The sequence below is a fragment of the Protaetiibacter sp. SSC-01 genome (genome assembly GCF_014483895.1).
Lineage (GTDB): Bacteria > Actinomycetota > Actinomycetes > Actinomycetales > Microbacteriaceae > Homoserinibacter.
In genome coordinates, this window is the sequence record NZ_CP059987.1 from 1,855,863 (window position 1) to 1,868,583 (window position 12,721).

Annotated in this window: 13 protein-coding genes; all 13 read right to left on the reverse strand. The window is 71.5% G+C overall.

Annotation, left to right across the window (positions count from 1 at the left end):
* On the reverse strand, positions 1–933 hold the full coding sequence (gene miaA, locus H4J02_RS08770) for a tRNA (adenosine(37)-N6)-dimethylallyltransferase MiaA (protein WP_262406000.1): 933 nt from the start codon (positions 931–933) through the stop codon (positions 1–3).
* Positions 930–2,444 (reverse strand): tRNA (N6-isopentenyl adenosine(37)-C2)-methylthiotransferase MiaB, encoded by a 1,515-nt coding sequence (gene miaB, locus H4J02_RS08775; RefSeq protein WP_187674235.1) that lies wholly within the window; start codon positions 2,442–2,444, stop codon positions 930–932. Before miaB ends, miaA begins: the two co-directional genes overlap by 4 nt.
* A gap of 53 nt (positions 2,445–2,497) precedes the next feature.
* Positions 2,498–2,920, reverse strand: a complete 423-nt coding sequence (locus H4J02_RS08780) for a hypothetical protein (protein WP_187674236.1) — start codon at positions 2,918–2,920, stop codon at positions 2,498–2,500.
* 10 nt (positions 2,921–2,930) lie between these two features.
* Complete coding sequence (locus tag H4J02_RS08785; RefSeq protein WP_187674237.1) at positions 2,931–3,623, reverse strand: regulatory protein RecX; 693 nt, start codon at positions 3,621–3,623, stop codon at positions 2,931–2,933.
* 19 nt (positions 3,624–3,642) lie between these two features.
* A complete protein-coding gene (recA, locus tag H4J02_RS08790; protein ID WP_187674238.1) occupies positions 3,643–4,719 on the reverse strand; it encodes a recombinase RecA in 1,077 nt (358 codons plus the stop codon).
* Between the two features lie 269 nt (positions 4,720–4,988).
* Entirely contained in the window at positions 4,989–5,147 is a 159-nt protein-coding gene (locus H4J02_RS08795) for a DUF3046 domain-containing protein (RefSeq protein ID WP_316250693.1), read from the reverse strand.
* A gap of 59 nt (positions 5,148–5,206) precedes the next feature.
* Complete coding sequence (locus H4J02_RS08800) at positions 5,207–5,515, reverse strand: helix-turn-helix domain-containing protein (protein ID WP_187674239.1); 309 nt, start codon at positions 5,513–5,515, stop codon at positions 5,207–5,209.
* Positions 5,516–5,654: 139 nt separating this feature from the next.
* The gene (locus H4J02_RS08805; protein WP_187674240.1) at positions 5,655–6,167 is read right to left on the reverse strand and encodes a CinA family protein; all 513 of its coding nucleotides are present in this window, start codon (positions 6,165–6,167) and stop codon (positions 5,655–5,657) included.
* Positions 6,164–6,823 carry a CDP-diacylglycerol--glycerol-3-phosphate 3-phosphatidyltransferase gene (pgsA, locus tag H4J02_RS08810; protein ID WP_397420126.1) on the reverse strand — a complete coding sequence of 220 codons (660 nt, stop codon included), beginning with the start codon at positions 6,821–6,823 and terminating at the stop codon, positions 6,164–6,166. The genes H4J02_RS08805 and pgsA overlap by 4 nt, the downstream gene beginning before the upstream one ends.
* Positions 6,824–6,826: 3 nt before the next feature.
* A complete protein-coding gene (locus H4J02_RS08815; protein WP_187674241.1) occupies positions 6,827–9,592 on the reverse strand; it encodes a DNA translocase FtsK in 2,766 nt (921 codons plus the stop codon).
* 140 nt (positions 9,593–9,732) lie between these two features.
* Positions 9,733–10,965, reverse strand: a complete 1,233-nt coding sequence (locus H4J02_RS08820) for an ABC transporter permease (RefSeq protein WP_262406001.1) — start codon at positions 10,963–10,965, stop codon at positions 9,733–9,735.
* Positions 10,962–11,708 carry an ABC transporter ATP-binding protein gene (locus tag H4J02_RS08825; protein ID WP_187674242.1) on the reverse strand — a complete coding sequence of 249 codons (747 nt, stop codon included), beginning with the start codon at positions 11,706–11,708 and terminating at the stop codon, positions 10,962–10,964. Before H4J02_RS08825 ends, H4J02_RS08820 begins: the two co-directional genes overlap by 4 nt.
* Positions 11,709–11,710: 2 nt before the next feature.
* Positions 11,711–12,640, reverse strand: a complete 930-nt coding sequence (locus tag H4J02_RS08830; RefSeq protein WP_187674243.1) for an efflux RND transporter periplasmic adaptor subunit — start codon at positions 12,638–12,640, stop codon at positions 11,711–11,713.
* Positions 12,641–12,721: the final 81 nt, after the last annotated feature.

Sequence of the window (12,721 nt, forward strand, 5' to 3'; positions counted from 1 at the left end):
TCACCCGGGAAGCCTATCCGCGGCGGCCTGCACGGCGTCGTACGCGGCATCGACGCGCGAGGGGTCGTCGGCATGCAGCCACGTCGTGTCGCGCGAGCGGCCGAACCACGACACCTGGCGGCGCGCGTAGCGGCGCGTGAGGGCCTGGGTCTCGGCGATCGCCGCGGCGGCGTCCATCCGCCCGTCGAGCTGGGCGAGCGCTTGCGCGTAGCCGATGGCGCGGCTCGCGGTCGTGCCGAGCCCGGCGGGGCGCAGGCGGGCGACCTCGTCGACGAGACCGGCGTTCCACATCCGTTCGACGCGCGCGTCGAGTCGCGGCACGAGGGCTTCGCGCTCGAGCCGGAGGCCGAGGAGCGTTGTGGGGCGCCACGTGCCGCCCTCCTCGGGCAGGCCGGAGCCGAAGGGCTCCCCCGTGAGCTCGACGACCTCGAGGGCGCGCACGATGCGCCGCCCGTTGTGCGGGCCGATGGCCTCGGCTGCCTCGGGGTCGAGCTCGCGCAGGCGCGCGTGCAGGGTGCCGGGCCCGTGCGCGTCGAGCTCGGCCTCGAGCCGCGCTCGGATGGCGGGGTCGGTGCCCGGGAAGCGGAAGTCGTAGACGACGCTCGACACGTACAGGCCGCTGCCGCCCACGAGGATCGGCACGGCCCCGCGTGCCAGCATGTCGTCGACGACGGCGCGCGCCTCGACCTGGTAGCGCGCGACGCTCGCCTCCTCGCGCGGCTCGAGCACGTCCAGGAGGTGGTGCGGGATGCCGCGGCGCTCGTCCGCGGGCACCTTCGCCGTGCCGATGTCCATGCCGCGGTAGAGCTGCATGGCGTCGGCGTTGACGATCTCGGCGGGGGTTCCGGATGCCGCGAGTCGCTCGGCGAGGTCGAGGGCGAGATCCGTCTTGCCGGTGCCGGTGGCGCCGACGACGCCGACGAGCAGGCTCACTCGGGACGCAGGCCCGGAAGACCGAGGTTCACGGTGCGTCCGCCGCCCGTGCTGCCGTGGCTGGGGACGGCGCACGACTCCGCCTCGGCGCGGTCCCATGCGTCGCCCGCACGCGTTCGGCGGATCGGCAGCGCGGGACCGTCGGGTGCGGCGATGAGGTAGTGCGGCGTCGCGCGCGTGACGGTGACGCTCACGATGTCCCCGGGGCGCGGCGCGGGGCCGCCCTCGGGCACGTCGAAGTGCACGAGACGGTTGTCTTCGGCGCGGCCCGACATGCGGCGGGTCTCCTCGTCGCGGCGGCCTTCGCCGTTGGCGACGAGCACCTCGACGGGGGTGCCGACGAGCTTCTGGGCCTCCTCGCCCGAGACGCGCTCCTGCAGCTCGATGAGGCGGTCATAGCGCTCCTGCACGACCTCCTTCGGCAGCTGGTCGGGCATCGTCGCAGCCGGCGTTCCGGGGCGGATGGAGTACTGGAAGGTGAACGCGGATGCGAAGCGGGCCTGCTCGACGACGCGCAGCGTCTCCGCGAAGTCCTCCTCCGTCTCCCCCGGGAAGCCGACGATGATGTCCGTCGAGATGGCGGCGTGCGGGATGCGGGCGCGCACGCGGTCGAGGATGCCGAGGAAGCGCTCGGAGCGGTACGAGCGGCGCATCGCGCGCAGGATGCGGTCGGACCCGGACTGCAGCGGCATATGCAGCTGCGGCATGACGTTGGGCGTCTCGGCCATGGCGTCGATGACGTCGTCGGTGAAGGCGGCGGGGTGCGGGCTCGTGAAGCGCACGCGCTCGAGGCCCTCGATCTCGCCGGCCGCTCGGAGGAGCTTGCTGAAGGCCTGACGGTCGCCGAACTCGACGCCGTAGGAGTTGACGTTCTGGCCGAGGAGCGTGACCTCGATCGCGCCGTCGTCGACGAGGCTCTGGATCTCGGCGAGGATGTCGCCGGGGCGGCGGTCCTTCTCCTTGCCGCGCAGCGACGGCACGATGCAAAACGTGCATGTGTTGTTGCAGCCGACGGAGATCGAGACCCAGCCGGAGTAGGTGTTCTCACGCCGCGTGGGGAGCGTCGAGGGGAACACCTCGAGAGCCTCGAGGATCTCGAGCTGCGCCTCGCCGTTGTGGCGCGCGCGCTCGAGGAGCGTCGGGAGCGAGCCCATGTTGTGCGTGCCGAAGACGACGTCGACCCACGGCGCCTTCTCGAGGATGACGTTCTTGTCCTTCTGGGCGAGACAACCGCCCACGGCGATCTGCATGCCCTCGTGGGTGCGCTTCGTTGCGGCGAGGTGGCCGAGCGTGCCGTAGAGCTTGTTGTCGGCGTTCTCGCGCACGGCGCACGTGTTGATGACGACGATGTCGGCCTCGCCGTCGGTGGCGCGCACATAGCCGGCGGCCTCGAGAGAGCCGGAGAGTCGCTCGGAGTCGTGGACGTTCATCTGGCAGCCGAAGGTGCGCACCTCGTAGGTGCGCGGAGCGGAGGTGGACCGTCCCTCCGTGGCGGCGTCGAGCAGGGTCATGGTGCCGCCAAGTCTACGTCGGCGGGGGCGCTCAGCATGCCCCGCGAGCCGCGTCAGTCACGTGTGAGCGTCATGGCGAATCCGCCGCCCTCGTAGGCCGCCGTCGCCTCCATGGGCGCATCGAGCCCGGCGTAGACCGCCGAGATGTCGACCGGGCCGTCGACGAACTCGATGTGGATGACGACCTCGTCGCCCTCGTGCGCCCAGGTGTCGCCCGCGTCGTCGTAGCTGCTCTCGAGGAACGTGAACGCGACCGTTCCGTCGTCTTGGAACTCGAAGGTCCACGGGTCGCCGTCGGTGTCGATGCCGGTCCACGTCGTGCCCACAAGCTCGGATGCCGGGCTGCTCGACGCGGTCGGCGTGGGCGAGGGCGCCGGCTGGCTCGCGTTCGGGGCGCATCCGACGAGCGCGTCCAGCCCGAGCAGGGTTCCCGCGCCCGCCGCGAGCATGCGCAGTCGGACGGGGGCGGTCGTCATGCCAGCGACCCTAGCGGAACCGCACCACGGAGCCCGAGGGGCGCGAGGCGAGCGCCTCGTCGACGGCGGCGCGCACCGTGCTGCCGGAGTAGCCACGGCGGGCCAGGTAGGAGCTCAGGCGGCGGACCGCCGCGTCACGATCGAGGTCGCGCAGCTGTCCCGCCCGCTTGCGGGCGAGCTCGCGGGCGCGGGCGAGCTCGTCGCCCGTGTCGACGAGCTCGAGGGCGTACTCGATCGCCGAGGGTGCGAGCATGCGCCGCGTGAGCTCCGCGGCGATCGCCGTGCGCCCGAGGCCCTTGCGCTCCTGCAGGGTCGCGACGAGCTTCTGCGCGAGGGCGGCATCGTCGATGAGGCCGACGCGTGCGAGGCGGTCGCACTCACGCTCGACGCTCTCGTCGTCGATGTCCGCGTCGCGGAGAACGCGCTCGAGCTCCCGGCGCGAGAGGTCGCGCCGCGTGAGCGCCTTGAGCGAGATCTTCCCCGCGTCGAGGGCGACGTCGCGTTCGGCGTCGCTCAGACGAGCGCACGCGTCGTCGACGTCGGAACCCCAGGCGTCGTTCCACTCGGGCTCGTACACCTCGCCGGTGTCGTCATCGTCGTCGAACGCCCGCGGCTGCGGCACGCTCGCCGGAGCGGACGAGACCGACGACCGGGGGCCGAACAGGTAGCTGACGGGCGCGAGCCGGCCGTCGGTCTCCTCCATGGTCATGCTCCTTCGCGCGTCACTCGCCTGCGGCCTTGCGGGCCGCGAGCTTGCCCTCGAGCGACTCGACGTTGGCGCCCTCCTGGGCGGCCTTGCCTGCCGCGCCGATACCGAGCTTCGCGAGGATCTTCTGCTCGATCTCCGCGGCCATGTCGGGGTTCTCGAGGAGGAAGTTGCGCGCGTTCTCCTTGCCCTGGCCGAGCTGGTCGCCGTCGTAGGTGTACCAGGCGCCCGACTTCTTGACGATGCCGTGCTCGACGCCGTAGTCGATGAGGCTGCCCTCGCGCGAGATGCCGACGCCGTAGAGGATGTCGAACTCGGCCTGCTTGAAGGGCGGGGCCATCTTGTTCTTGACGACCTTGACGCGCGTGCGGTTGCCGACCGCCTCGGTGCCGTCCTTGAGGGTCTCGATGCGGCGGATGTCGAGGCGCACCGAGGCGTAGAACTTGAGCGCCTTGCCGCCCGCGGTGGTCTCGGGGCTTCCGAAGAACACGCCGATCTTCTCGCGCAGCTGGTTGATGAAGATCATCGTGGTCTGCGTCTGGTTGAGACCACCGGTGAGCTTGCGGAGGGCCTGCGACATGAGGCGGGCCTGGAGGCCGACGTGGCTGTCGCCCATCTCGCCCTCGATCTCGGCCTTCGGCACGAGCGCCGCGACGGAGTCGACGACGATGAGGTCGATCGAGCCCGAGCGCACGAGCATGTCGGCGATCTCGAGAGCCTGCTCACCTGTGTCGGGCTGCGACACGAGGAGCGAGTCGATGTCGACGCCGAGCTTCTTGGCGTACTCGGGGTCGAGCGCGTGCTCCGCGTCGATGAAGGCGGCGATACCGCCGGCGCGCTGCGCGTTCGCGATCGCGTGCAGCGTGAGGGTCGTCTTACCCGACGACTCCGGGCCGTAGATCTCGACGATGCGGCCGCGGGGCAGTCCCCCGATGCCGAGCGCGACGTCGAGCGCGATGGAACCCGTGGGGATGATGGCGACGGGCGCGCGCTCGTCGCTGCCGAGCCGCATCACGGTTCCCTTGCCGAACTGGCGGTCGATCTGCGCGAGGGCGACCTCGAGGGCCTTCTCGCGGTCTGCAGGTGTAGGCATCTGCCCTGTCTCCTTCTGTGTCGTGTTCCATGCGCCCAACGGCTGTCGGCCCTTCGTCGACCGGTGGTGCAAGGTCGGCGCTCTCGCGACAGGGCTGTCGTCTCCATCTCGGTGACGTGGCCGACGCTACGCCCGCCCACCGACATCCGGAGGGAGCGACGGGCGGAACTGTCGACAACGGCTCTTCGACGGATCCTGTGGAGGAGACTACAGAGAATCGAATCGATGTTCGAGAGGTCGGCGGCGTGTCGCCGCCCGGCCGGTTGCGCTCAGTCGCGCGGGTCGCGGAGCCCCGCGCCGTGCCAGCGCTCGCGCGGCACCTCCTGCGCGCGACACAGCGCGAGCCAGACGTCGCGGGCCGGGATGCCCGCCGCGAGGGCAGCCTCGGGCGTGCGGTTGCCGAGCGCGACGATCACCGAGTCGCGCACGAGGACACGACCGAACGGCCCGAACTCGTCGGCGACGGCCCGGTGGAACTCGCTGACCTTCAGCGGACTGCGAGGTCGGCGTCGAACTCCGCGACGAGCTCGTCGGGCAGCGTGTCGGGGACCGTCGTGAGGCCCTCGATGACGGCGAGGCGGTCGCCCACCTCGCGCATGATGACCGACACCGGGGTGTCGAGCGCATCGGCGACGGAGGCGAGGATCTCGGAGCTCGCCTCCTTCTGGCCGCGCTCCACCTCGCTCAGGTAGCCGAGGGCGACGCTCGCGCGGCTCGCGACCTGGCGCAGCGTCATGGCCTTCTGCAGACGGAAGTCGCGGAGGACATCGCCGAGTTCCTGTCGAACCAGAACCATGTGGTGTTCCTCCTTGTCTGTGACCTGCGGGGGCCGATCGGGTGGCCCAGGCTACCCCGTGCGTTGCAGAAACTCTAATTCCTGCTACCTCGGATCCCGCCGTGAAAGTCACCAGGATTAACGAGATCGAAACCGTCGTTTATTCCCACACCCCGTCGACGTCGATCCCGAGGCGGCGGGCGAGCAACGCGAGCGCCGCCTCGACGGCGGAACGGCGGATGCCGTCGCGGGTTCCCGGGAGCGAGAGCAGCTCGGCGTGGGTGCCCGCCGCATCCGCGTAGCCGAGCCACACGGTGCCGGGCGGGTGCCCGTCCTGCGGGTCGGGGCCGGCGGCACCCGTCGTCGCGACGCCGTGGTCGGCCGGTCGTCCGTCGACCGCGAGGCGCGTTCGGGCGCCGTGCGCCATCTGGCGCGCGACCTCCGCGTCGATCGCCCCGCGCTCCGCGAGGAGCCCCGCATCGACGCCGAGGAGCGAGGCCTTGAGCGGCGTCGCGTAGGCGACCACTCCCCCGGACACGACGGCCGAGGCACCCGGCACGTCGACGAGCGCCGAGGTCAGGAGACCGCCCGTGAGCGACTCCGCGACGGCGACGCGCTCACCGCGTCGCGCCAGCTCGGCGACGATCCGCACTGCGAGCGGGTGCGGACTCACCCGGCGGCCTTCGCGCCGCGCGTCACCCGCCAGGCGTCCCACAGGTACTGCAGGCCGCTCACGACCGTGAGAGCGAGCGCGATGCCCATGAGCACCCAGTTGATCCACAGCACCCAGTCGCCGAGCACCGTCCACAGGGGCGTGAGCGCGAACGACACGGCGACGGCCTGGAACACCGTCTTGAGCTTGCCGAGGAAGCCCGCGGGGATGACGTGGTTCCGCAGCATGAGGAAGCGGAAGATCGTGATGCCGAACTCGCGCGCGAGGATCACGATCATGACCCACCACCACAGCTCGCCGATCCACGACAGGGCGACGAGCGCCGCGCCGACGAGGATCTTGTCTGCGATCGGGTCGACGAGCTTGCCAAAGTCGGTCACGAGGTTGCGGCTGCGCGCGAGGAAGCCGTCGACCGAGTCGGTCGTGATCGAGAGGATGAAGAGCGCCGCGGCGACCCAGCGCCAGACGCCGAGCTCGCTGTCGTCGAGCACCATGAGCCAGACGAACACGGGCGCCAGCAGGATGCGCACCACCGTGATGATGTTGGCGATGTTGCCCATGCTCGCGGGCGTCTCGCCCGCGCTCACGACGCGACCCCGCATGGGGTTCGTGCGTGCGCTCGGGGCGGGCGACGGATCCGGAACGGGATCGGTCACGCGTCACTCCCTGCCGGTCAGCCCCCAGGCGTCCTCGTCCGAGTCGCCCTCCTCGACAGGATAGCCGTCGAACTGCGCCTCCACGGGATCGCCGGATGCGGGAGCCGCATCCGGCGCCCCGCCCGCTGTCGGCGCGGCGGCCGTGGCAGGGGCCGCGGGAGCCGGCTCCCCCCGCAGCTGCGCGAGCACGCCGGGCAGCTGCTCGGGCGTGATGAGCACATCGCGGGCCTTCGACCCCTCCGACGGCCCCACGATGTCGCGCGACTCGAGCAGGTCCATGAGACGCCCGGCCTTCGCGAAGCCGACGCGCAGCTTGCGCTGCAGCATCGACGTCGAGCCGAACTGCGTGTTGACGACGAGCGTCGCCGCCTCGAGCAGGAGCTCGAGGTCGTCGCCGATGTCGGCGTCCACCTCGCGCTTCTCGACGACCGCGGCGACGTCGTCGCGGTACTCGGGGCGCGCCTGGTCGGTGACGTGCTTGACGACGGCGTGGATCTCGTCCTCGGTGACCCACGCGCCCTGCACGCGGATGGCCTTCGACGCCCCCATGGGCAGGAAGAGGCCGTCGCCCTGGCCGATGAGCTTGTCGGCACCCGGCTGATCGAGGATGACGCGGCTGTCGGTCATGCTCGACACCGCGAAGGCGAGGCGCGACGGCACGTTGGCCTTGATGAGGCCCGTGACGACGTCGACCGAGGGGCGCTGCGTCGCGAGCACGAGGTGGATGCCGGAGGCGCGCGCGAGCTGGGTAATGCGCACGATCGAGTCCTCGACGTCGCGCGGGGCGACCATCATGAGGTCGGCGAGCTCGTCGACCACGACGAGCAGGTACGGATACGGCTGCAGCACGCGCTGCGAGCCCTCGGGAAGCACGATCTCGTTCGCGAGCACCGCGCGGTTGAAGTCGTCGATGTGGCGGAAGCCGAACGACGCGAGGTCGTCGTACCGCATGTCCATCTCCTTCACGACCCACTGGAGTGCCTCGGCGGCCTTCTTGGGGTTCGTGATGATGGGGGTGATGAGGTGCGGCACGCCCTGGTAGGCGGCGAGCTCGACGCGCTTCGGGTCGACGAGCACCATGCGCACCTCGGCGGGCTTCGCGCGCATGAGCACCGAGGTGATCATCGAGTTGATGAAGCTCGACTTTCCGGAGCCCGTGGAGCCCGCGACGAGCAGGTGCGGCATCTTCGCGAGGTTCGCGACGACGAAGCCGCCCTCGACGTCCTTGCCGAGGCCGATCGTGAGCGGGTGGTTGCTCTTCGCGGCGGGGCCCGAGCGCAGCACGTCGCCGAGCGACACGATCTCGCGGTCGCGGTTGGGGATCTCGACGCCGATCGCGCTCTTGCCGGGGATGGGCGAGAGGATGTTGACCTCGTTCGAGGCGACCGCGTACGCGAGGTTGCGGGTGAGCGCCGTGACGCGCTCGACCTTGACGCCCGGGCCGAGCTCGATCTCGTACCGCGTGACCGAGGGACCACGGGTGAAGCCCGTGACCTTGGCGTCGACGCCGAACTGCGTGAGCACGCTCGTGATCGCGGCGATCATCTCGTCGTTGACGGCCGTGCGCGCCTTGGGCGGCGTGCCCGCACCGAGCACGGATGCCGCGGGCAGTCGGTAGGGACGCGCGGCCGGGGTCGCGGCCTTCGCGGCGGGCGCGGGGGTGGCATCCGCGAACTCGCCCGCGTCGCCGCGCTCACTGGCCGTGCCGAAGCCCGGGAGCGTGCCGGAGTCGTCGCGCAGCGAGGTGGCGACCGGGTCGACCTCACCCGTGAAGCGCTTGACGGCGTCTTCCGCGCGCACGAGCTCCTCGAGCAGGTCGACGTCGAAGTCGGCACCGCCCGGCTCGACGGGGTCGACGATCTCGGTCTCGAGCTCGCGGCCGAGCACCGGGGTGTCGAACGCCGGCTCGGGCTTGGGCTTGTTACGCCGCCACCAGGGCATGGACTCCGGGTTGTCGGGCTCGAGTCCGAGGTCGGAGAGCGTGCCGAACTCGGCCGTCTGGGTGTCGCCCTCATCCTTCCTGCCCTTGGCCGGCTTCGCCTCGGGCTCGGGCAGCTCGGCGCCGAAGAGGTAGGCGTAGAGCTCGCGCAGTCGGTGGCCGATGCGGTTCGGCGGCGTCTTCGTGAGGATGAAGAGCGAGAGCGCGAGCACGGCGAAGCCGATCGCGCCCGCGAGCCATGCGGCGCCGATCGTCACGAGCGGCCACGTGACGACCCACCCGACGATGCCGCCGCCCGCTGCGAGCGCGGGGGCGCCATCCGACGGCGCAGGCAGGGCGCCGAACACCTGGCAGAGGGCGGAGAGGCTCGAGATGAGCAGCACGAGGCCGACGCCGATGCGGCCGTTGTCGTGCACGCTCGACGGGTGGCGGAAGAGCCACACCGCGAGCACGAGCAGGATGACGGGGAGGGCGAAGGCGACGCGGCCGAGCAGCCCGCCGAAGCCGTAGTTGTCGAGAGCGCGGGCGACGTCGCTCGCGGGCGCGAACCACTCGACGATGGCCGTGACGATCGCGAGGAGGAAAAACAGGAAGGGGACGCCGTCGCGGCGCTCCTCCTTCGCGAGGTGCTCCTTGCCGAAGAGGCGTGCGGCGCCTCCCACGACGTGCGCCAGTCCCATCCAGGCGGCGCTCAGCAGACCCGGCTTCTCCTGGGCGACGGGCAGCTTCTTGGTGCCCTCCGGGCCCCGCGACGACGAGCGGGACGACGAGGAGCGCGATCCGCTGCTCGTGCGGGCGCGCGACGACGTCGACCGGGTGCTCGTGGCCATGCGCTCACGGTAGCCGCGGCATCCGACCGCACCCGGGAGCGACACCCGCGGATGACCCGTTGGTGTGCGCACCCGGGAGCCGGCGCGACCGCGCTCGTGCCGGCTCCCGGCACGCGCCGCGGATGATCGCGGCGCCGGATCTACAGCCGCAGGGCGTCGATCACCTTCACGCGCACGGCGACGAGGGCGGGGAGGAGTCCCGCAAGCGCGCCCACGGCGGTCGCGGCCACGAGGCCGACGATGGCCGCCTCCGCGGGGAACGCGGGCACATCCTGCAGGTAGGCGTCGAGCCACTCGGTCACCCACGGGTTCTTCACGAGCGCGACCGCGACGAGCACGCCGACCGCACCCGCGACGGCCGTCGCGACGACCGACTCCATCATGACCGAGAAGAACACGCGCCCCGCGGTCGCGCCGAAGCTGCGCCGGATGCCGATCTCGCGGATGCGATGGCGCACCGTCACGAGCGCGATGTTGACGAGGCCGAGGGCCCCGAGCAGGAGCACGAGCACCGCGACGCCCCCGACCGAGAGCTTGAGCACGAGCAGCGGGTCCTCGCTCGAATAGGCGAGGTAGTCGGAGCGGTACATGTCGGCGATCCAGCCCTCGCCGAGCGCACCGGCGACCGCCGACGAGATGCGCGCGCTGAGCTCGTCCGCCGTGTCCGTCGGGAGCCAGAACTCGAACTGCGTGTACATCTGGTCGGGCGGGGTGAGGGACAGCTCGGTGGCCATGAACGGGCCCGTGAGCATGAAGCTGCTGAGGTCGCCTCCCTCGGTGCCGGGCGGCGACTCGAAGACGCCCGTCACGACCGCGACGACGTTGCGTTCCGCGGTCACGATCTCGAGCGTTGGATGCGTGCGCAGGTCGGGCGCGCCGATCCGGTTCCAGAGGTCGCTCGAGACGATGATCGCGGGCGCGAGTCGGGCGGCGTCGCGCTCGGTGAACCATCCGCCCTCCATGAGCCGCGTGCGGTGGATCGCGGCGTACGGTTGGTCGACGACCTGCACCGACACGAAGTACACGCCGTCGGCCAGCTGCACCTGGACGCTGTCGCCCGACATCCGGGACCAGTAGCGGATGTCGTAGCGCTCGGCGAGGTCCTCGACGATGGGCGAGATCCGCGACGGCGGTGCGCTCTCCCCCGTCTCGGGCTGGTAGGCCTGCAGCTGGTAGGTCGCGGGGCGCCCGCCCCAGCGCTCCGACTGCTCGATCTGCACCTGCGTCGCGATCGCCCCACCCGCGACGACGACCGTGAGCGCCGCGACGGCCACGCCGACGCCGATGAGGCTCAGAAGCACGCGCGTGCGGTGCACGCGCAGCTCGCCCCAGGCCTCGACGATCGAGCCGATGAGGCCCGTCCACAGGTTCACCAGGCGACCTCCGGGGCGGGCTGTCCGACGGGCTGCTCCGGCGGGCCGGCCAGCACGGGCTGCCCGAGCTCCGTGAGGGTGCCCGCGTCGAGGCGGAAGTGCCGACGGGCCATCGCGGCGATGTTGGGGTCGTGCGTGATCGTGATGAGCGCAGCACCCGTCGCCTCGGCGACCTCGTCGAGAAGCGTCATCACGCGCGCACCCGTCTCGACGTCGAGGGCGCCCGTGGGCTCATCGGCGAGGATGAGGCGCGGGCCTCGCACGAGCGCCCGCGCGATCGCGACGCGCTGCTGCTCACCGCCGGAGAGCTGATCGGGTGTCGACTGCAGGCGCGCACCGAGCCCGACGCGCTCGAGCATCTCCGTCGCGAGGCGCTCCCGGCGCCAGAACTGTCGGCCCGGCGCGTAGAGCAGGGGCGTCATGACGTTCTCGAGCGCCGTGCGGCGCGGCAACAGGTTGAACTGCTGGAAGATGAACCCCACGTCGCGACCCCGCCTGCGGTCGCGGGCGCCCATCCGGAGCTTCTCGAGCGGCACGCCGTCGAACTCGAGGGAGCCCGAGGTCGGCGTGTCGATGAGCCCGAGGATGTTGAGCAGCGTCGACTTGCCGCTGCCCGAGCGGCCCACGATGCTCACGTGGTCGCCGACGGCGACCTCGAGGTCGACGCCGCGCAGGATGTCGAGGCGCGAGCCGTCGGGGAGGTCGACCGAGCGCGTGACCTGCTCCAGCCGGAGGAAGCTCACGCTCAGCCTCCCCATCCGATGCCCATGTCGGGGTCGGCGGGGGCGCCCGGGACGAACTGCAGGATCTCCTCGCCCTCCTCGAGGCCGCTCGTGACCTCGACCATCGAGCCGTCGGAGAGGCCGAGGGTCACTTCGCGCGCCTCCGGCTCGCCGCCGTCGAGGGCCGGCAGGTAGACGATGCCCGTGCCGCTTCCACCCTCGACCGCGGTCGTCGGGATGACGAGCACGTTCTCGGCGACGCCGCCGGCGATCGTGAGCTTCGCGGCGAGACCCGCGAAGACGCGCACGTCGGCGGGGACCGCGCACCGCACCGTCGCGACGGGGCTGCCACCCTCGTCGCCCGAGGGCGCCGCCGCGGCCGTGATCGTGAGGCCCGTGCACGTGAACGGCGCGGGGCCGCCCGTGATCGCCACGCTCGCCTCCGTCGGCTGCGTCGTGAGGCGGTACTGCTGCTCGGGCGGGAGACTCGCGGTGACGCTGAAGGTCGGCGGGGCGACCTGCGCGAGCGTCTCGCCGAGGCCCACCCCCTGACCCACCAGGAGTCCGAACGAGGTGAGCACGCCCGAGATGGGCGCCTTGAGGATCGACCAGCGGTTGCTGCCGTCCTCGTTCATGCCGCGGATCTGCGCGAGCTCGGCGCCCGCGTCGACCCACTGCCCGGCGGCCGCCGAGACCTTTCGCACCTCGCCGTTGATCGCCGCGCGCGCCGGAATCGCCGCATCCGCCCCGACCGTGCCGTCGATCGTCACGTCGTTGCGGATGGTGCCGAGGCCGACGACGACCGTCGGGTCGAAGATCATGCCCGTCGGCTGCTCGGGGGCGCTCTCGGCGGTCGTGTCGGCGAAGAACGCGAGCTTCACGAGCGCGGCGCCGATGACGGCGAAGATGACCATCCAGATGATGGGGAAAACCCAACGGCGCGCGATGCCCACGCGGCCCTCCTGTCGACGTGCGGAAGGCACGCCTGCGGCGCACCCGTATCGAGCCAATCAGCGACGGGCGGTGACCACATC

Coding starts and splice junctions, on each gene's coding strand:
- miaB (WP_187674235.1), bottom strand. CDS start 2,444: ATGACCCTGCTCGACGCCGCCACGGAGGGACGGTCCACCTCCGCTCCG.
- H4J02_RS08780 (WP_187674236.1), bottom strand. CDS start 2,920: ATGACGACCGCCCCCGTCCGACTGCGCATGCTCGCGGCGGGCGCGGGA.
- H4J02_RS08785 (WP_187674237.1), bottom strand. CDS start 3,623: ATGGAGGAGACCGACGGCCGGCTCGCGCCCGTCAGCTACCTGTTCGGC.
- recA (WP_187674238.1), bottom strand. CDS start 4,719: ATGCCTACACCTGCAGACCGCGAGAAGGCCCTCGAGGTCGCCCTCGCG.
- H4J02_RS08800 (WP_187674239.1), bottom strand. CDS start 5,515: ATGGTTCTGGTTCGACAGGAACTCGGCGATGTCCTCCGCGACTTCCGT.
- H4J02_RS08815 (WP_187674241.1), bottom strand. CDS start 9,592: ATGGCCACGAGCACCCGGTCGACGTCGTCGCGCGCCCGCACGAGCAGC.